This window comes from Cellulomonas sp. NEAU-ZC6 (assembly GCF_056844425.1).
This window is the reverse complement of sequence record NZ_JBXFYH010000005.1, coordinates 130,366-149,596: the sequence shown is the minus strand read 5'-3', so window position 1 is coordinate 149,596 and position 19,231 is coordinate 130,366. Positions and strand designations below refer to the sequence as shown.

At 76.0% G+C, this 19,231-nt stretch carries 16 protein-coding genes; 7 read left to right on the top strand and 9 right to left on the bottom strand.

Translation table 11 applies throughout. From position 1 onward, the window contains the following. Positions 1-63: 63 nt before the first annotated feature. On the bottom strand, positions 64-537 hold the full coding sequence (locus AC1050_RS18365) for an ATP-binding protein (protein WP_482388847.1): 474 nt from the start codon (positions 535-537) through the stop codon (positions 64-66). A 175-nt stretch (positions 538-712) separates the two neighbouring features. On the opposite strand from AC1050_RS18365, the gene AC1050_RS18360 reads away from it, so the two are divergent. Next, positions 713-1,345, top strand: a complete 633-nt coding sequence (locus AC1050_RS18360; protein WP_482388846.1) for a sugar O-acetyltransferase — start codon at positions 713-715, stop codon at positions 1,343-1,345. A gap of 91 nt (positions 1,346-1,436) precedes the next feature. Here the strand turns inward: AC1050_RS18360 and AC1050_RS18355 are convergent, their stop codons facing one another. Both AC1050_RS18355 and ppk2 read right to left on the bottom strand, forming a co-directional pair. Further along, positions 1,437-1,916: a GNAT family N-acetyltransferase gene (locus tag AC1050_RS18355; protein ID WP_482388845.1), complete on the bottom strand. Its 480-nt coding sequence runs from the start codon at positions 1,914-1,916 to the stop codon at positions 1,437-1,439. 29 nt (positions 1,917-1,945) lie between these two features. Next, the gene (gene ppk2 / locus AC1050_RS18350) at positions 1,946-2,761 is read right to left on the bottom strand and encodes a polyphosphate kinase 2 (RefSeq protein ID WP_482388844.1); all 816 of its coding nucleotides are present in this window, start codon (positions 2,759-2,761) and stop codon (positions 1,946-1,948) included. A gap of 203 nt (positions 2,762-2,964) precedes the next feature. On the opposite strand from ppk2, the gene AC1050_RS18345 reads away from it, so the two are divergent. Then, positions 2,965-3,537, top strand: coding sequence for a hypothetical protein (locus AC1050_RS18345; protein ID WP_482388843.1), 573 nt, complete (start codon positions 2,965-2,967; stop codon positions 3,535-3,537). A 77-nt stretch (positions 3,538-3,614) separates the two neighbouring features. Further along, on the top strand, positions 3,615-4,232 hold the full coding sequence (locus AC1050_RS18340; RefSeq protein WP_482388842.1) for a response regulator transcription factor: 618 nt from the start codon (positions 3,615-3,617) through the stop codon (positions 4,230-4,232). A gap of 21 nt (positions 4,233-4,253) precedes the next feature. On the opposite strand, the gene AC1050_RS18335 is transcribed toward AC1050_RS18340, so the two are convergent. Continuing rightward, positions 4,254-4,997 carry a nucleotidyltransferase domain-containing protein gene (locus AC1050_RS18335; protein ID WP_482388841.1) on the bottom strand — a complete coding sequence of 248 codons (744 nt, stop codon included), beginning with the start codon at positions 4,995-4,997 and terminating at the stop codon, positions 4,254-4,256. A gap of 28 nt (positions 4,998-5,025) precedes the next feature. Beyond that, positions 5,026-6,432: an APC family permease gene (locus AC1050_RS18330; protein ID WP_482388840.1), complete on the bottom strand. Its 1,407-nt coding sequence runs from the start codon at positions 6,430-6,432 to the stop codon at positions 5,026-5,028. 187 nt (positions 6,433-6,619) lie between these two features. On the opposite strand from AC1050_RS18330, the gene AC1050_RS18325 reads away from it, so the two are divergent. Both AC1050_RS18325 and AC1050_RS18320 read left to right on the top strand, forming a co-directional pair. Beyond that, entirely contained in the window at positions 6,620-6,958 is a 339-nt protein-coding gene (locus AC1050_RS18325; RefSeq protein ID WP_482388839.1) for a YtxH domain-containing protein, read from the top strand. Between the two features lie 13 nt (positions 6,959-6,971). Further along, positions 6,972-8,570, top strand: a complete 1,599-nt coding sequence (locus tag AC1050_RS18320) for an FAD-dependent oxidoreductase (RefSeq protein ID WP_482388838.1) — start codon at positions 6,972-6,974, stop codon at positions 8,568-8,570. Between the two features lie 79 nt (positions 8,571-8,649). Here AC1050_RS18320 and AC1050_RS18315 read toward each other — a convergent pair whose 3' ends face one another. Further along, positions 8,650-10,050 carry a GntP family permease gene (locus AC1050_RS18315; RefSeq protein ID WP_482388837.1) on the bottom strand — a complete coding sequence of 467 codons (1,401 nt, stop codon included), beginning with the start codon at positions 10,048-10,050 and terminating at the stop codon, positions 8,650-8,652. Beyond that, on the bottom strand, positions 10,050-10,592 hold the full coding sequence (locus AC1050_RS18310; protein ID WP_482388836.1) for a gluconokinase: 543 nt from the start codon (positions 10,590-10,592) through the stop codon (positions 10,050-10,052). Before AC1050_RS18310 ends, AC1050_RS18315 begins: the two co-directional genes overlap by 1 nt. Positions 10,593-10,867: 275 nt before the next feature. On the opposite strand from AC1050_RS18310, the gene AC1050_RS18305 reads away from it, so the two are divergent. Next, positions 10,868-11,560 carry a FadR/GntR family transcriptional regulator gene (locus AC1050_RS18305; protein ID WP_482388835.1) on the top strand — a complete coding sequence of 231 codons (693 nt, stop codon included), beginning with the start codon at positions 10,868-10,870 and terminating at the stop codon, positions 11,558-11,560. Positions 11,561-11,713: 153 nt separating this feature from the next. Here the strand turns inward: AC1050_RS18305 and AC1050_RS18300 are convergent, their stop codons facing one another. Beyond that, positions 11,714-13,486: a pyruvate dehydrogenase gene (locus tag AC1050_RS18300; RefSeq protein WP_482388834.1), complete on the bottom strand. Its 1,773-nt coding sequence runs from the start codon at positions 13,484-13,486 to the stop codon at positions 11,714-11,716. Between the two features lie 235 nt (positions 13,487-13,721). On the opposite strand from AC1050_RS18300, the gene AC1050_RS18295 reads away from it, so the two are divergent. Continuing rightward, positions 13,722-17,837: an SCO7613 C-terminal domain-containing membrane protein gene (locus AC1050_RS18295; RefSeq protein WP_482388833.1), complete on the top strand. Its 4,116-nt coding sequence runs from the start codon at positions 13,722-13,724 to the stop codon at positions 17,835-17,837. A 40-nt stretch (positions 17,838-17,877) separates the two neighbouring features. On the opposite strand, the gene AC1050_RS18290 is transcribed toward AC1050_RS18295, so the two are convergent. Then, on the bottom strand, positions 17,878-19,161 hold the full coding sequence (locus tag AC1050_RS18290; RefSeq protein WP_482388832.1) for an MFS transporter: 1,284 nt from the start codon (positions 19,159-19,161) through the stop codon (positions 17,878-17,880). Between the last annotated feature and the right edge of the window lie 70 nt (positions 19,162-19,231).

The window sequence follows — 19,231 nt, the reverse complement described above, 5'->3', positions numbered from 1 at the left end:
GGTGGGCGACGCGAGAATCCGTGGGCGACCCGGTGGCTCAGCGGCCCGAGGTGGACCAGCGGCTCAGCGCTGGGCGGGGAAGACGGCCCAGACGTGCTTGGTGGTGGCGGTGGTGTACCAGCCGACATCCTGCGACAGCCGGCGCGCGATCATCAGGCCGAACCCGCCGGCGCCCGACGGCCGCTCCCCGGCGAGCACCGGCTCGCCGTCGAGGTCGGCGTCGCACACGTCGAGCAGGTAGTCGTCGTCCGCGGCGTGCAGCGAGAGCACCGTCGGCGGCTGCCCGTGCTGCAGGGCGTTCGTGGCGAGCTCCGAGGCGACCAGCACCATGTTCTCCGGCACCGGTCCCAGCCGGGCCTGCGGCTCCGCGCGGGCCGACGTCACCTCCCGGAGCAGCTCCCCGCGGATGCGCGACAGGTCGGTCACGGAGTCCAGCGACCACTCCCGCACCGGGCGGAAGCGCTCCGGAGGGTGGGCAGGCTCCAGCCCGGCGTCGTCGGTCGGTCGCACGTTCGTGTCGTCACCCGGCTGTGCCACGGTGTCCTCCATGGTCTCGAGGGGTTGCGACGACCGTAGGTCCCGCCCTGGGCCACCGCCACCGGGAACCTGGCGAGCGCCCGCGCGGTCGACCCGCACGCCCGGCGACCCGGCCGCCGCAGGGCAGGATGGTCGTCGGTCCGACGAGGGGACCGGCGACGCGAGAGGGTGGACGATGGACGACCGCGAGCGCGAGGTGCGCCGCCGCATGGACGCGCACGAGCTCTACACCGACTCCGGCCCCGGCCTGGAGGCCCTGGACGCCGAGCGCGTGCGGGGCAAGGAGCTCGCGCACGACTTCAACGCCACGCGCCCGCGGGAGACGGCGGAGCGGGAGCGGCTGCTCCGCGAGATGCTCGGCAGCGTGGGCGAGCGCGTCTGGGTCGAGCCCCCGCTGCGCGTCATGTACGGGCACCGGGTCCACCTGGGCGACGACGTGTTCGTGAACGTCAACCTCACGCTGGTCGACGACGTCGAGGTGCACGTCGGCGACCGGGTGATGTTCGCCCCGAACGTCACCGTCACGACGACGGGTCACCCCGTGCACCCGGACCTGCGGCGCGACGGCACCCAGTTCTCCGCCCCGGTGCACATCGAGGACGACGTGTGGATCGGGTCGGGCGCGGTGATCCTGCCGGGTGTGACGATCGGGCGCGGCTCGGTGGTCGGTGCCGGTGCGGTCGTCACCGCGAACGTCCCGCCGGACGTCGTCGGCGGCGCGCCGGCCCGCGTGATCCGGGCGATCACGGACGCGGACCGCGAGTTCCGCTACCGCCCGCCGCGCGACCTCCCGCTGCCGCTGGCCTGACCCGACGCGGCGGGCGAGGTCGAGGGTCTGCCGGTCTCGGACGGCCGGAGACCCTCGACCTCGCCGCTACCCCTCGACCTCGGCCGACGGGTCAGCGCGACGAGAGGTCGAGCGTCATGAACGTCGACGCCGGGCTCGGCGCGTAGGAGCCGAACGGGGGGCACTCGACGAAGCCCGCGCGGGCGTACAGGGCGCGGGCGGGCGCGAACCCGTCCTGCGTCCCCGTCTCCAGGCTGACCCGGTGGTAGCCCCGGTCGACGGCGAGCCCGACCAGCCGCGCCAGCAGCGAGCCGGCCACCCCGCGCCGGCGGGCGGCGTCGGCGGTGTGCATCGACTTGATCTCGCCGTGCCCCGCGCCGATCTCCGCGAGCGCCCCGACGCCGAGCAGCGTCCCGGCGTCGTCGTCACGGGCGCTGAGGAACGTGATGTGCGGTGCGGCCAGCGCGTCGACGTCGAGGGCGTGCACGTCCTCGGGGTCGGACTGGGCGTGCATCAGCTCCAGGTGCCGGGTGAGCAGCGCGACGACGTCGGGGGAGCGGGGGTCGTCGGGGGCGATCGTGTGCGTGGTCATCGCCCGCGACGGTACCGCCGCCGGGCGGGTCAGGCGTCCGCCTCCCGGTCGCCGACCAGCTTCGCGGCGTGGTCCGGCACCGACGTGTAGAGCTCCCGCGGGGGACGCCGGTAGTCGTCGGCGGGCGGTCGCGTGGGGAGGTGCACCGGCTCCTGCGGCACCTCGCGGTACGGGATGGTCGACAGCAGGTGCGCCACCATGTTCAGCCGCGCGTTGCGCTTCTTGTCCGACTCCACGACGAACCACGGGCTCGCCGGCAGGTCGGTGTGCGCGAACATCTCGTCCTTGGCCCGGGAGTAGTCCTCCCAGCGGGCGATCGACTCGAGGTCCATCGGGCTGAGCTTCCAGCGCCGCACCGGGTCGTCCATCCGGGACCGGAACCGCTTGAGCTGCTCGTTGTCGGACACCGAGAACCAGTACTTGCGCAGCAGCACGCCGTCGTCGACCAGCATCTGCTCGAACACCGGTGCCTGCTCCAGGAACCGTGCGTGCTCCTCCGGCGTGCAGAACCCCATCACCTTCTCGACGCCGGCGCGGTTGTACCAGGACCGGTCGAACAGCACGATCTCCCCGGCGGCGGGCAGGTGGGCGGCGTAGCGCTGGAAGTACCACTGGCTGCGCTCCCGCTCGGTCGGTGCGGGCAGGGCGGCGATCCGGGCGACCCGGGGGCTCAGGTACTCGGTGATCCGCTTGATCGTGCCGCCCTTGCCGGCCGCGTCCCGGCCCTCGAAGACCACGGCGACGCGTGCGCCGCTGGCCCGCACCCACTCCTGCAGCGTGACCAGCTCGGCCTGCAGCCGGAACAGCTCGGCCTCGTACACGTCCTTGGGCACCTTCGGCGTCATCCCCGGACGGTACGCCGGGGCGACGGTGCCGGACCAGAGCCGCCTATGTCGAACGAGGTATACCGGCACCCGGCCACCTGCGGTCGACTCGTCCTGCGGTGCCGAACAGCGCCGCGCGGCAGCTGCCGCTGAGAGGGGCACCGTCGCCGCCAGGCGATGGCGCGTCAGGTGGGAGGGCCGTCCGTGATGGGTCGGGGACAACCGTGAGCCGACGCACGCTGGTCGGTGCGGGTCTGCTCGCCCTCGTGGTGTCGGTGCTCGTCTCGGTCGTCGGGTGGCTCTCCCTCGAGCCGGGCGCGGAGGTGCCGATCCACATCGGCCCGGACGGTGTCGACCGGTGGGTCGGCCGCACGGAGGCGGGTGTGTCCGTGCCGGTCGTGATGGCGCTGGTCCTGGCCGTCGGCGTGATCCGTGCCTCTCGGGTCCGGGCGGGTGCCCGGGCCCGGGGGTCGCTGCTCGTGGCGGCGTCGCTGGCGGCCCTGGTCCTCGTGCACGCCCTGGTCATGTCCGGGAGCCTCGGGGCGCCGGAGCTGACGCCCGCCCTCCTGAGCCTGGGCTGTGCCGCGCTGCTCGTCGCTCTGGCTCTCGTCCGACAGCGCCGCCCAGCAGGGCCGGGTGTCGCCGCTGCGCTGATCGGCAGCGCTGCCGCACTCGTCGTCCTGAGCCCGGTCCTCGGCGCACGGGGCGTCGCCGGCGTGGTCGCGCTGGGCCTGGTGTCGGCCGGCGCCGTCGCCGCCGTGTCGAAGCGGCGGAGGCGGAGCGTGGACGGGGTGTGAACCCGGCCTGCCGGTCGACGGGGTCGATCCGTACAGTGGGACGAGGTGCGGGGGCACGTCGATGGCGGGCAGCGCTCATGTCGTTCATCCGGGTCCTCCTCGTCCACCCCCACGAGATCGTCCGGCACGGGCTGCGAGTCGTGCTGGCGGCCGACCCCCGGCTGCGGGTCGTCGCCGAGATCGCGTCACCCGGTGAGCTCGTCGCGTCGGTCCGGAGCTCGCGCCCGGACGCGCTGGTCGTGGGCGACCGCGTGGAGCGGGCAGCCTCGGCGCGGGCGCTGCGCGCGGTCGCCGTGTCGCCGCGCGCCCCGGTGGTCGTCCTCATCGCGGCCGTGCCCGAGGACCCGCAGGGGCTGTCGCCCGCGCTGGTCGTGCACCGCGTGCCGGAATCGGTCTCCGCGTCGGAGCTCGTCGCCGCGGTCACGCAGGTGTGGTCGAGGCGCCGCGGGGATCGCGATCGGCAGCCGACGATCCCGGATCGGGTGCACGAGTCCGGGCCGGCCGCCCTGACCCCACGCGAGCTGGAGGTCGTCGCCTGCCTGGGTCGTGGTCAGAGCAACGCGGAGATCGCGCGATCGCTGACGCTCGCGGTGGGGACGGTCAAGGTGCACCTGGCGCGCATCATGGCGAAGACCGGGGCCCGGAGCAGGGTGGACCTGGTCGCGTGGGCCTTCCGGGCGGGCGTCGTCCGCTGACGTGCAGGCGGGCCAGGACCGTCAGTCCCGTCCGAGCTCCCGCGCGGCCGTGACGACACCCAGCAGCGACCCCGGGTCCGCGCCCAGCCCGAGCACGAGGTCGTCCACCGCCCGCAGGCCCGCCCGGTCGAGCAGCCGCTTCTCGTTCGTCACCCACTCCCCGCGGGCGGCGAGCACGGCGTGCGCGCGCTGCGCGGCGGCCACGGCGACCTGTCCCGCGCACTGGGCGACCCGCCCGGCACGGGCGTGCTGCTCCGCGGCGTCGAGCGTCCAGTCGGCCCGCGCGCCCCACACCTCGGGCGCGGTGCGGCGCAGGGCCTCCGGGAAGCCCGGGCGCGGCAGGGTCCCGCGCAGCACGCGGTGCCCGGCCAGCTCGGCGACGACCACGTAGGTCGGGAAGCCCGCGAGGTGGAACAGCAGCGGCTCGATGTCGAACTCGCCCCGGCCCGCCCGCTCGACCTCGCGCTCCACGACGGCGAGGTCGCGGTAGTGCACGTCGACGCGCCGGCCCTCGACGGTGAGCCAGGCGCCGCCGTTGAACACCCCGCCGCCCCAGCCGCCGACGTCGAAGACGTGGCCGTCCCAGCCGACGTCGCGCAGGTGCTGCGGGTCGAAGGTGCCGCGGTAGTAGACGGCCAGGTCCCAGTCGCTGTCGGGGCGGTGCGTGCCCTGCGCGCGGGAGCCGCCGAGCGTGACGGCCTCGACGGCGGGCAGCCCGGCGAGCACGTCGGCGACGTGCTCGAGGAACGTCGGGTCGTCCGGCACGGCGCCTCCTGGTCGGGGGTGGTGCCCTTCAGTCCACCGGCGAGGCGTCCGCCCTGTCCACCCCGTTCGCCCTGCCGCCGACCATCCGGTTCACCAGGTAGAGCACGACGCCGATCGCGAGCAGCACGCCGGCGCGCAGGTACACCGACCCCTCGCGCCCGGTGAGCGGCGACGCGAGCACGAGAGACACGACCGCACCGGCGACCGGCGCCCACGTCGGCGCGCGGAACGACCGCTGCGCGTCGCCCTCGACGCGCTCGGGCTGCTCCTCCCCGTCGCCCACCGGCCGGCGGCGCAGCACCAGCACCGCGACGTTGACCACGGCGAACACCAGCAGCAGGAGCAGCACGGTCGTGTCGGCCAGGTCGCCGAGGTCGCCCGTCGCGGTGAGGGTCAGGGCCAGCACGACGGTGAACGCGATCGCGGTGACCGGGGTGCGGCGGCGGGCGTGCACCCGGCCGAGGAAGGCCGGGACGATGCGCTCGCGGGCCATGCCGTAGACCAGCCGGGACGCCATCATCATGTTGATCAGCGCCGTGTTCATGACGGCCAGCAGGGCGATCAGCGCGAACAGCCAGGCCGGGAACACCACGCCCGCGACCTTGACCACCTCCAGCAGCGGTCCGGTCGAGCCGACCAGCACGTCCGTCTCGACCAGCATCGACGCGGTGAACGCCACGGCCAGGTAGATGACGCCGGCGATGGCCAGGCCGCCGAACAGCGCGCGCGGGTAGTCGCGGCGCGGGTGCCGCGCCTCCTCGGCCAGGTTCACCGAGTCCTCGAACCCGAGCAGCGCGTAGAACGCCAGCGCGGCCCCGCCCAGGACGCCCATCCACGCCGCGCCCTCCGTGTGCAGCTCCAGCGCGCGGCCGGGGTCGCCCTCGCCGCGGACCAGCGCCAGGACGCCGATCCCGATGATGACGAGCAGCCCGGTCGCCTCGATCAGCGTGAGGACGACGTTGACCCGCACGGACTCGGAGACGCCCAGGACGTTGATCGCGGTGATGAGGCCGAGGAACACCCACGCGGCGACCACGGTGGGCACGCCGAACGGCAGCAGCTCGGCCAGGTAGTCGCCGCCGAAGGCCCGTGCGGCCGCCGAGGCGCTGGTGATGCCGGACATCATCACGGCGAACGCGACGAGGAAGGTGAGGAACGGCCGCCGGAACGCGCGGTTCGCGTACAGCGCCGCACCGGCGGCCTGCGGGTAGCGCGCGACGAGCTCCGCGTAGGCGGTCGCCGTCAGCGCCGCGAGGACGAACGCCGCCAGGAACGGCACCCAGATCGCCCCGCCGACCTCCGCGGCGACGGTTCCCGTCAGCGCGTAGATGCCGGCGCCCAGGATGTCGCCGACGACGAACAGCAGCAGCACGGTGCGGCCGATGGTGCGCCTGAGCGCCGGCTGCTGGTCGGTCACCTGCGTCGACTGGGCCATCGTGACCACCTCCTCGGGGGTCACTGTGCTCTCGAGCGCGCCTGCCCGCGCGTCGAGCGCCGGGCCGGTGACCGGCGGCGCGACCTCAGGGGCGTACGGTCGGCCGGGTCTGCGCTCGCTCTGCGGGCCGGGACGCCCGCGCCTACGCTCGGTCGGACCACCAGGACACCGACTCAGGAGGTCAGGCATGAAGGGCAAGCTGGCATTCGTCCTCGGCGCGGGCGTGGGCTACGTGCTCGGGACCCGCGCGGGCCGTGCGCAGTTCGAGAAGATCAAGGGCTGGGCCTCCGACGCGTGGCACGACCCCCGCGTGCAGTCGACGGTCGACGACCTGGAGACGAAGGCCGCCGGGTTCGCGAAGGACCAGGGCGGTGCGCTCAAGGACAAGGCGGTGGGCGCCGTGAAGAGCGCCGTCTCGCGCTCGTCGGACGACGCGGACGACAGCACGCCGGCCCCGGCCGGCACCCCGGGCACGCCGGTCAACCCCGGCACCCCCGAGACCCCGCCGCCGGCCGCCCAGATCTGAGCGGAGCACCCCCGTGGTCGCGCGGACCTCGCTGTGGTGGGACCGGCGGCCGTCGCCGGCCCACCCGCACCACCTCGCCCCCGGCGAGGTCCCGCACCCGGGGGACGCGCCCGCCGACGTGGTGGTCGTCGGCGCCGGGCTGACCGGCCTGACCACCGCCCTGCTGCTGACGCGCGCGGGCCGCCGCGTGACCGTGCTCGAGGCCCGCACGGTCGGGGCGGGGACCACCGGCCGCAGCACCGCCAAGGTGAGCCTGCTGCAGGGCGACCGGCTCGCGGCGCTCGCCGACCGCCACGACGACCGGGTGGTCACCGCGTACGCGGAGGCCAGCGCCGAGGGCATGGACTGGCTGCTGCGCTACCTCGACGACCACGAGGTGCCGTACCAGCGGCGCGAGGCCCTGACCTACTCGACGACCGCCGGCGGCCGGGACCGGGTCGAGGCCGAGCTGGAGGCTGCCCGGCGCGCCGGTGTGCCGGTCGGCTGGCGGCGGCGCACCGACCTGCCGATCCCCGTCACCGGCGCGATCGGCCTGGCCGACCAGGCGCAGGTCGACCCCCTCGACGTGCTCGCCGCGCTGGCGACGGACCTGGTGGCGCGCGGCGGCCGGATCGTCGAGGGCGTCCGCGTGCTCGGCACCCGGCACGTCCCCGGTCCGCGCACGCGGATGACGCTGCGGACGACGGCCGGCGACGTCGCCGCGGACGCCGTCGTGCTCGCCACCGGGACTCCGGTGCTGGACCGCGGCGGCACGTTCGCGCGGCTGCGCCCGAACCGGTCCTACGCGCTGACCTTCCGCGTGCCCGCACCGCCGCCGACGACGATGTCGCTGTCCGTCGACGCCGAGCCGCGCTCGCTGCGCTCCACCCCGGCGCTGGCCGGGCCCGGGCTGGTCCGCCCGCCGGACCTGCCGGGCGACGACGCCACCGCCGTGGCACCCGCGACCCCGGACCTGCTGCTGGTCGGCGGCGCGGGCCACCCGGTCGGCCGCCGGGTGCCCACCGGCGACTCCGTCCGGCTGCTGGTCGACTGGACGCAGCAGCACTTCCCCGGGGCGGTGCTGACCCACGCGTGGTCGGCGCAGGACTACACCTCCACCGACGGCCTGCCGCTGGTCGGCCGGCTGCTGCCCTCGGACCCCCGCCTGCTCGTGGCGACCGGGTACGCGAAGTGGGGCATGACGACGGCGGTCGCCGCGGCGCTGGTGCTCGCGGCGGACCTGCTCGGCCACCACGCACCGCGCTGGGGGCAGGCCTGGCGGCCGCTCGGCCGGCAGGAGCTCACCGGCCTCGGCGCCGCCGCGCGGCTGAACGCGGCCGTCGCGCGCTCGCTGCTCTCCGGCTGGACGGCGCCCCGGCCGGCCGCGGGTGTGCGCGCCGACCCGCCGGAGGGCCAGGGCGGGGTCGAGCGGGCGGGCGTCCGGCCCGAGGCGGTCTGCACGGTCGGCGGCGTGACCCGGCGGGTGTCGGGGGTCTGCACGCACCTGGGTGGGGTCGTGACGTGGAACGAGGTCGAGCGGTCCTGGGACTGCCCGCTGCACGGCAGCCGGTTCGGCCCGGACGGCACGGTCCTCGAGGGCCCGGCGACCCGGCCGCTCGCGCCGCGCGGCTGAGCGCCCGCGCCGCACCGAGGACGCACGAGGGCCCCGCCGGCGATCCCGGCAGGGCCCTCGTCGCGCGCGTGGCGGGTCGCTAGATCACGAGGCTGAGCAGCAGCACCACGACCAGCGCCGTCACCGACAGCACGCACTCCATCAGCGACCAGGTCTTGAACGTCTGGCCGACGGTCATCTTGAAGTACTCCTTGACCAGCCAGAACCCGGCGTCGTTCACGTGGCTGAGGAACACCGAGCCGGCGCCGATCGCCAGCACCATGAGGGCGACGTGCGTCGGCGACAGCCCCTCGGCCAGCGGCGCGACGATGCCGGCTGCGGTGACCGTCGCGACGGTCGCGGAGCCGGTGGCCACGCGGATCAGCACGGCGACCAGCCAGGCCGCGAGCAGCGGCGAGATCGGCGCGTCCGCGAGGCCCTTGGCGATGACGTCGCCGACCCCGGAGTCGACCAGCGTCTGCTTGAACCCGCCGCCGGCGCCGACGATCAGCAGGATCGACGCGATCGGGGCGAACGAGGAGTCGACGAGCTTGCTGACCTGGCTGCGGTCCCGGCCCTGCCGGGTGCCGAGCAGGACGAGCGACACCAGCGCGGTGATCAGCAGCGCGACCAGCGGGGTGCCGACGAAGTCCAGCACCTGACCGACGCCGGACTCCTGGAAGCCGATGGTCTCGGCGAGCGTGCGGGCCAGCATCAGGACGACCGGCAGCAGGACGACGGTCAGCGCGATCGCGAACGACGGCCGGCGGTCGGTGTCCTCGCGCTCGGACCCGCCGAGCACCTCGGTGGGCGGGGGGAGCGGCACCCAGCGGTTCATCGGCTTGGCGAGCAGCGGGCCGGCGATCGCGACGGTCGGGATGGAGACCAGCAGGCCGAGGCCGAGCGTGAGGCCGAGGTCGGCACCGAGCGCGTCGATCGCGATCAGCGGGCCGGGGTGCGGCGGCACCAGGCCGTGCAGCGCGGACAGGCCGGCGAGTGCCGGGATGCCGACCAGGATCATCGAGACCTTGGACCGGCGGGCCACCAGCATGACGACGGGGATCAGCAGCACGACGCCGACCTCGAAGAACAGCGGGATGCCGATGATGAACGCCGCGAACGCCATGGCCCACGGCAGGCGCTGGACGGGGGTGCGGCGCAGGATCGAGTCGACGATCTGGTCCGCTCCGCCGGAGTCGATCAGCATCTTGCCGATGATCGCGCCGAGGGCGATCAGGATGCCGACGCCGGCGACGGTGGTCCCGAGGCCGGCCGAGAACGACGTGAACGCGTCGACGTACGGCAGCCCAGCGGCGACGGCCAGCACGCCGGCGCCCAGCATGAGGGCGAGGAACGGGTGCAGCTTCAGCCACACGATGAGCAGCACGATCGTCGCGATGCCGATCACCGCGGCGACGATCAGCCGGGTGTCGGAGACGGCGGGTGCCGCGGTGTCGGCGGCGGCCAGCAGCGCGCCGGCTGCGGTCGGCAGAGCGAGCATCAGGACTCCTGGGTGGCCACGCGCACGGTGGCCGGGTCGATGCCGAGCTCGCGGAGGGCGGCGTCGGCGACGGAGTGGGGGGAGACCTCGACCGGGACCCGGACGCCGTCCTCGGCGTCGGTCAGCGGCTCGAGGGTCTGGAACTGCGAGGGGAGCAGGGAGGGCGGCATGAAGTGGCCCGCGCGGCCGGACATCCGGCTGCCGATGGCCTCGATGGTGCCCTGCAGGTGCACGAACCGGACGCGTCCCTCGGCCTCGCGGAGCACGTCGCGGTAGGCGACGCGCAGCGCGGAGCAGGTGACGATCGTGGAGCGGCCCGCGCGGGACTGCTCGGTCAGCCAGTCGCGCATGGCCCGCAGCCACGGCCACCGGTCGTCGTCGGTCAGCGGGGTGCCCGCCGACATCTTGTCGATGTTGGCCTGCGGGTGGAACTCGTCGGCCTCGGCATAGGGCCAGTTCAGGCGTTCGGCGAGGATCTGGGCGGTCGTGGTCTTCCCCGACCCCGACACGCCCATCACCACCAGGTGCTGGACCTCTGGCATCGCTGTCTCCCTCGACATCGTCGTCCGGGCGGAACCGTCCGGCGCGACCCGGACCGCCCCGGGCGCACGGACACTCTGGCACAAAGGTGAGATCTTTCAAACTTTGAGGTCATACCTTTCGCGACCCCATCGTCGAGGTGCGCGCACGGTCCGCCCGTGTGCGACCCTGGCACGGCTCTCCCGAGAACGCGCGCCGACCTCGGCCGCGGCCGCGGGCGGCACGGGGGCCCGGCGCACGGCGCGGACCCCTCCTGACCTGGAGAAAGGGTGGGCGGGTGGCTGCCGAGGTCCTGCACAGCACCGTGCTCGAGGCGGTCGGCTCCGAGATCACCGCCGGCACGCTCGCCGAGGGCGCGGTGCTCACGCTCGAGCAGCTGCAGCACCGGTTCGGCGTCTCCCGCACCGTGGCGCGGGAGACGATGCGCTCGCTCGAGCAGCTGGGGCTGGTGACGTCCAGGCGCCGCGTCGGCCTCGTCGTGCGCCCTGCCGGCGACTGGATGGTGTTCGACCCCCGGGTGATCCGCTGGCGGCTCGCCGGCCCCGGGCGCCTCGGGCAGCTCCGCTCGCTCACCGAGCTGCGCGCGGCCGTCGAGCCCGTCGCGGCCGCCGCCGCGGCCCGGCACGCGGACGGCGACGAGGTGGACCGGCTGCTCGCCATCACCGCCCGGATGCGCGAGCTGGGCGAGGCCGGCCGGCTGGAGGAGTTCCTGGCCTGCGACGTCGAGTTCCACGCCCTGCTGCTGCGCGCCGGGCGGAACGAGATGTTCGCGGCCCTGACCGGCGTCGTCGCCGAGGTCCTGGCCGGGCGCACCCGGCACGGGCTGATGCCCAGCCGGCCGCGGCCCGAGGCGCTCGACGCGCACGACGCGGTCGCCGCGGCGGTCCGCGCACGCGACCCCGAGGCCGCCGAGCGCGCGATGACCGTCATCACGGCCGAGATCCGCGCCGCCCTTGGTGACCTGCACTGACCCTCGCGCTCCCTGCGCCCTCCCCCGAACCTGCCGGCCCCGTCCCCGGCCAGCCCCCCGTCGTGCCGTCGAGATAGGTCCTCCGCGCCGAGATAGGACCTGTTCCGGCCCTACTTCGGCGCGGAAGCGCTATCTCGGCGGGGCCGGGAGGGGTTACGGGCGGGGGACGTTGCGCAGGTTGGAGCGGGCCATCGACATGACCTCGCCCATGCCGCCGCCGAGGATCTCCTTGCTCATCGCCGCCGTGAAGCCGCTGACCTGGGCACGCGTGATCTTGGGCGGCAGGGACAGCGCGCGGGGGTCGGTGACCAGGTCGACCAGCGCCGGCCCGTCGTGCGCGAACGCCTGGCGCAGGGCCGAGCGGATCTGCGTCGGGTCCTCGACCCGGACCGACGGGATGCCGACGGCCTGCGCGACCGCCGCGTAGTCGATCGCGGGGGAGTCGGTGCCGAAGCTCGGCAGGCCGTCCACCAGCATCTCGAGCCGGACCATGCCCAGCGTCGCGTTGTCGAACAGGACGATCTTGACCGGCAGCTGGTAGTGCACCAGCGTGATCAGCTCGCCGAGCAGCATCGACAGGCCGCCGTCGCCGGCGATCGCCACCACGTGCTTCTGCTCGGCGCCCGAGTCGCGGGCGGCGAACGCCGCGCCGATGGCGTGCGGCACCGCGTTGGCCATCGACCCGTGCAGGAACGAGCCGATCACCCGGCGCCGGCCGTTGGGCGTGAGGTAGCGCGCCGCCCAGACGTTGCCCATGCCGGTGTCGACGGTGAACACGGCGTCGTCGGCCGCCTCCTCGTCCAGCAGCACCGCGGCGTACTCGGGGTGGATCGGCGTGTGGTGCTCGACGTCCTTCGTGTACGCGCCGACCACGCCGGACATGGCCTTCTCGTGCTTCGTGAGCATCGAGTCGAGGAACCGGCGCGACTTCTTGCGCCCGACCAGCGGCAGCAGGGCACGGACCGTCTCGCCGACGTCGCCGACGACCGCGAGGTCGGTGCGGGTCCGGCGGCCCAGGTGCGTGGGGTCGATGTCGACCTGCGCGGTCCGGACGCCCTCGGGCAGGAACTGGTCGTACGGGAAGTCGGTGCCGAGCAGGATCAGCAGGTCGGCGTCGTCCATGGCCGCCTGGAGGGCGCCGTAGCCGAGCAGGCCGGTCATGCCGACGTCGAACGGGTTGTCGTACTGGATGTGCTCCTTGCCGCGCAGGCTGTGGCCGACCGGGGCGGCGACCTTGTCCGCCAGGGCCAGGACGTCGTCGTGCGCGCCGCGCGCGCCCGCACCGGCCAGGATCGTCACCTTCTTGGCCGCGTCGATCGCGTCCGCGAGAGCGGCGACCTCGGCCTCGGCCGGGATGACGCGCGGCCTGCTGGGCCGGGTCAGCGTGTCGGTGCCGGGGGCGGGGGCCTCCAGGTCGGCGACGTCGCCGGGGATGGTGAGCACCGCGACGCCGGGAGCGCCGTAGGCGTGGTGGATCGCCGACCGGATGACCCGCGGCGCCTGCGCCGCCGAGGAGATCATCTCCGAGTACACCGAGCACTCGGTGAACAGCCGGTCGGGGTGCGTCTCCTGGAAGTACTGGGTGCCGATCTGCGCGCTCGGGATGTGCGACGCGATGGCGAGCACTGGGACCTTGCTCCGGTTCGCGTCGTAGAGACCGTTGATCAGGTGCAGGTTGCCGGGCCCGCAGGAGCCCGCGCAGACCGCGAGGTTCCCCGTGATCTCGGCCTCCGCCGCCGCGGCGAAGGCCGCCGCCTCCTCGTGCCGGACGTGCACCCACTGGATGTCGACGCCGTCCTTCTGCGCCCGCCGGATCGCGTCGACGACCGGGTTCAGGCTGTCGCCGACGATCCCGTAGACGTGCTTCGCGCCGGCCGCCACCACCTGGGCGACGAGCTGGTCGGCCACCGTGCTGCTGCGTGCCACGCTGCGCTCCTGTCGTTGTCGGGGTCAGGCCATATTCGTCCCATGACTTCGTCCGGTGCCACCGCCGGACGGTGTCTGGTCCGTCACGCCGGTCCCACCACCCTGGCCCGGACCCGCGATCGGGGCACCTCGGGGGTGCCCGGCTGCGGCGTCGCGACGCGGCAACCTGGTGAAACGCTGCGGAGGAACTGTGGACGGCACCACTCAGCGGTCCGCGGCCTGGCACCCTCGGCACGTGGACCAGACTCCGGTGGACGCCGCACGGCGCGAGCTCCTCGACTACACGCGCTGCCCCTCGTGCGGCGCGGCCCTCGGCGCGGCACGCTGCGGGCGGTGCGGCCTCGACCTCGCCGGCCCGGACGGGGTGCGGATCGCCGCGGCCTCCGTCGCCGCCGCGCAGGCGCTCGACGCCCGGCACGCGCTCCTGACGCAGGTGCGGGCGGCGCAGCGCGCGGCTGCCGTGCCCGGTGCGCCGGTTGCGGGTACCGGGTGGCAGCCCGCCGGACCGGCCGCGGCCCCCGTCGCGGTCCCGGGTCCGGCGCCGACGCCCGGGTTCGCGCCGCCCGGCCCGGGCGCGCCCGGGTTCGCGTCGCCCGGCCCTGCCGCGCCGGGGTTCGCGCCCACCGGGTTCGCGCCGACCGCCTCCGTACCGTCGGGCACCGCACCGATGGGCTTCCCGGCGGCCGGCTTCCCGGCGGCCCGGCCCACGCCACCCGGCGCCCCGCCCACGGGTCGCCCGCCGGTGCCCCCGTCGGCCCCGCCCGCGCCGGAGCGCCCGTTCGACGTGGTGCGCCTGTTCGTGCTGGCAGGGGCCGGCCTCGTGGCGGCGGCCGCGCTGGTGTTCGCGTTCTTCGTGCTGGACGAGGCGCCCGTCGCCCGGGTGGCCGTGCTGCTGCTGGTGACCGCCTTCGCGGTGGCGGGCACGCTGACGCTGCGGCGGATCGGGGTCGCCTCGTCGGCGGAGGCGGTGGGCGGGCTGGTCGCGGTGCTGGCCGTCGTGGACGCGTGGGTGGTCGCCTCGCTGGCCGACGGGCCCGCGCGCTGGCTGGTGCTGGCGCCGCTGCTGCTCGCCGTGGGGCTGGGGCTCACCGCCGCCGGGCTCGCGGTCCGGATCCGGTCGTGGACGGTCGCCGTGCTGGTGCTGCCGCTGGTGCCGCTGTGCGTCGCCGCCGCGGCCGCGGGGCCGTGGGCGACGCAGCTCGGGCTGCTCGTCGCCGCGCTCGTGACGCTCACCCGGGTGTGGCACCGCAGGGCGGTCCGGGACCGGTTCGGCGCGCCGGCGGTGGTCGTGGACGGGCTGCTGGCCCTCGCCGCGCTGGCTCTGGTGCTGCTCGCGCTGCCGGCCGCCCTGGTCGTGACGTCGCCCGGCGGCTGGGAGACCGGCGGGCCCGCGCTCGCGGTGCTGCTCGCCGCGGTGGTCGCGCGCGCCCAGGCGCCTGCCGGTCAGAGCGGCGCGTGGGTCGCCGGCTCGGCCGCCCTGGCGGTCGCCGCGGCCGCGCTCGCCGCGGCGTCGGTGCTGCCGGCCCCGGTGGGCACGGCTCCGCTGGCCGGTGCGGCGGTGTGGGCGCTGCTGGTCCTGGTGCCCGCCCGGCGCGGCCACGACCGCGCCGCCGACCCGCAGCACCGGGCCCAGGTGTCCGGCGGGTGGGTCGCGCTGCTGACACTGACCGGCATCGGCGTGCTGGCGGGCGTCGGCGCGACCCTCGCGCTGCTCGGCGGCGTCGGGTCCGGGTCGCCCGAGCGGTTGGACCCGCAGGCGTTCGCCGGTCAGATCGTCGGCCAGGGCACCGGGCCGGTGCTCGCTCTCGTGGTGCTGGTCGGGGCGGTCGCCGCGATCGGCCGGGTCCCGCTCGCGGCGGTCGCGGTCACGCAGGTGGTGCGGGTGCCGGTGCCGGCCCCGCCCGTCGCGCCGGTGTCCCCGGCCGCCTCGGGCCCGGCGGTTCCCTCGGGCGCCGCCGGCGCCACGGGTCCGGCGGCGCAGGCCCTCCCGGCCGCCCCGCTCCTCGGCCCCGGCCTCGCCCGCGTGCTGCGGAGCGAGCCGGCGGCGCACGTGGTCGGTCGCGCCCTGCTGCCGGTCGCCGCCGTGCTCACCGTGTGGGTCGCCGCGGGCCTGCTCCGCCCGTGGTCGGTGCCGCTGCTGCTGGCCGAGCTCGCGCTGGCGGCCGGGTTCGTCGAGGCCGCCCGGCGGTTCCCGGCGGCCACGTACGGCACGCCCGCAGCGCACCCCCTCGCGCGGGGTCCGTGGCGGGGGACGCTCGTCACCGCCGCCTACGCGCAGGTCGCGTTCCTGGCGGTGCTGACCTGGGTCTCGTGGCCGACGACGGCCCTGGGGGCGGTGGCCGTGGTGCTGCTGCTCCTGCGCAGCCGCCCGCTCGCCGCCGCGGAGCTGCGCGGCCTGCTGGTGGCCGCGGGCACCCTCTACGCGGGCGCGGTGCTCGCGGTGCTGCTCGCCCTGTGGGCCGGGTGGGACGGCTTCGGCGTGGTGGGGGCGGTGACGGTGGCGCTGACCCTGACCGCGGCGGCGCTCACGGTGCTCCCGCGGGTCGGCGACGACACCTGGCTCGCCGTGCTCGTCGTCGCGGTCGTGCCGTCCGTGGTCGGCGTGGCCGCGGTGGCGGCGGACCGCACGTGGTGGGGTGCTGCCGGTGCGGCGGCGCTGCTGCTGCTGGAGGTCCTGCTCCTCGACACGCGGGCCCGCCGGGTGCCGTCGTGGCTGCGCACGCTCGCCGCCGCGCTCGTGCTGCCGACGCTGTCCGTCGTCGTCATCTGCGCCGGGGCGCTGCTGCTGCCCGGCTCCGGGTCGCCGGTGCTGCTGCCGGTGGTCGCCGTCCTCGCGGCGGTCGCCGCGGTCGCCGCGCCCGCCGTCGCCGACCGGGTGGGTGCCCGGGCGCCGGGGACCGCGCCGGGACCCGTGCGCACGGCCGTCGAGGTCGCCGCGGCCGCCACGGCCGGCGTGACGCTGCTGCTGGGGGTGGCCCGCACCCCGACGGGCGCCGACACGGTGCTGGTGCTGTGCGCGGTGCTCGGCGCCGGTGCCTCGGCGGTCGCCCAGCGGAGCGACCGCCGCCCGGTGTGGTGGGCGTCGGCGGCGCTGTGGACCGGTGTCGTCTGGTCGGCGCTGGTCTGGTGGGGCGTCGGGCTCGTCGAGGCGTACACCGCGCCGCCCGCCCTCGCGGCGGTCGTCACCGGGGCGCTGCTGTCCCGGCGGCACGACCGCTGGCGGCCGCTGGTCGCGTCCGGGGCCGCGCTGCTGGTCGTGCCCACGCTCCTGCTGGCGCTCGCCGGACGCGATGTCGGCGTCCGCAGCGCGGCCCTCCTGGGGTTCGCGGCGGTGGCGGTGCTGGTCGGCGCGCTCGACCGGCGCCCGGCCGCTGCGATCACGCCGGCGCGCCGGTCGCTGGCGGCGCTGGCCGGACCGCTGGTCCTCGCCGGGGCGGTGGCGGCGCTCGCGGGTGCCGTCCGCGCCGCGCACCTGGCCGCGGACACCCCCGTGGGCTCCGGCGTCGCGAACGCCCGCCTGTTCGGTGCGGCGCTCGGCTGGTCGCTGGCCGGGGCGGTGCTGCTCGGCGCGCTCGGCCTGCTCGCCACCCAGGGCTCCCCGGTGCGCCGCCGCTGGGCGCTGACGCCGGCGCTCGTCGCGGGCACCGTCGGTGCGCTGTGCGCCGTGCGGCCGTCGTGGGCCCTCGTCTGGACCGGCCTGCTGGTGGAGCTCGCGCTGCTCGCGCTCGCGGTGCTGGCCGTCCGGGGCGAGGCCCGGCGCGAGCGCGGCGTCCTGGACACCGTCGTGCCGCCGGGCTGGGTCCTCTGGCTGGCGGCGCTCGCCTGGGCGATCGCCGCCTGGAGCCCGCGCGAGCTCCGGGTCGAGGTGTTCGCGCTGCCGCTCGGCGTCGCGCTCACGGCCATCGGCTGGGTCGCGCTGCAGGCGGCGCTCGAGCACCCGGGTCCCGCCGCCGCGCGGCCGGCCGCGTCCCCCTGGCCCGTGGGGCGGACGAGCTCCGTGGCCACGCTGACGCCCGGCATCGTCGCGACGCTCGGCCCGTCGATGCTCGCGATCTGGACCGACCCGCTGACCTGGCGCGCCATCCTCGTGGTGGTGCTGGCGCTCGGGTTCATGCTGCTCGGCGCCCGGCAGATGCTCCGCGCGCCGCTGGTCGTCGGGGCGGCTGCGCTCCCGGTGGCCGTGGTCAGCGTGTTCGCCGCGCAGATCGGGCGGACGATCTCGGCCGGGCCGTGGCTGCTGACGCTGCTCGCGGCGGGCGGCCTGCTGCTCGTGCTGGGGATCTTCGCGGAGCGGCGCCGGTCCGCCGCGCAGGACGGCGGCACGACGGGGGCGCCCCGGACGCTGCGCTGACGCGGGTCCGCCGGGGTCGCTCGGCGGGCCCGGCGCCGCCTCAGCGGCCGGGCGCGTCCTCGGCCGTCGCCGACGGTCGCGCCGGCGCCTCGCCCGCCGGGGAGACCAGCCCCGCGGTCCCGGCGCGGAGCGTGCGCAGCGACGCCAGCACGGCGACGACCGCGAGCACCGCGGCACCGACCACGACGAGGTACCCGCCGTGCGACCCCTGCCGGTCGATCAGGTGGCCCGCGACCCAGGACCCGAGGGACACGCCCACGCCCAGCGACGTGCCGACCCAGGTCAGGCCCTCGGTCAGCCGCTCCCGGGCGACGAGGTGCTGCACGAGCGCGTTGCCGTTGATCAGCGTCGGCGCGATCGCGAACCCGGCGACGAACATGACGACGGCGAGCACCGCCAGGGACGTCACCACGACGAACAGCGCCGAGCCGATCGCCAGCGCCACGATCCCGATCGCGAACCGCCGCCACAGCGGCATCGTCCAGTGGCGGGCGCCGTAGAGCAGGCCGGAGATCAGCGACCCGCAGGCGAACACGGCGAGGATCACGCCGGCCAGACCGGGCCGCCCGGCCTCCTCCGCGAACGCGACGGTGCTCACGTCGGTGGCGCCGAAGATCGACCCCATCGCGACGAACACGACCGCGAGCACCACCATCGCGCCCGAGCGCATGACGGACCTGCGGCGCACCGGGCTGCCGTCGGGTGCGGTGACCGCCTCGGTGCGCGGGTGCGGCGGCGGCTGGGTGCGGCGCTGCGCGAGGAACCAGAACCCGCCGACGACCATGCCGACCACGGGCACGACGAGGCCCGCCGACGGGGCGACGGAGGTGGCGAGCGTGGTCGCGAGGATCGGCCCGACGACGAATACCAGCTCGTCCAGGGCGGACTCCAGCGAGTACGCCGTGTGCAGGGCGCGCGGGTCCTCCAGCACGTACGACCAGCGCGCGCGGACCAGCGCGCCGAACGAGCCGAGGGTGGCGCCGACCAGGGCCGCCGTGGCGTACAGGGTCCAGGCCGGGGCGCCCGAGATCGCGCACAGCACGAGCGCGACGAGCGCGGTCGCGGACACCGTGACCGCCGGCCGCATCACCCGCGCCTGCCCGTGCTGGTCGACCAGCCGGGCGAGCTGCGGCGAGCAGACCGCCTGCGCCAGCACGCAGACCGCGGACACGCTGCCCGCCAGGCCGTACGAGCCGTACAGGGCCTCGACCATCAGGACGATGCCGATGCCGACCATCGACATCGGGAGCCGGGCGACCACGCCGGCTGCGGAGAACGGCAGCGCCCCGGGTCGGGAGAGCACGTCGCGGTAGGGCCCCAGCACGTGCGTCAGTGTCGCACCCGGCACCGACGGCCGGGCACCGGATTCCGTCCGGGCGCCAGGACCCCCGGGA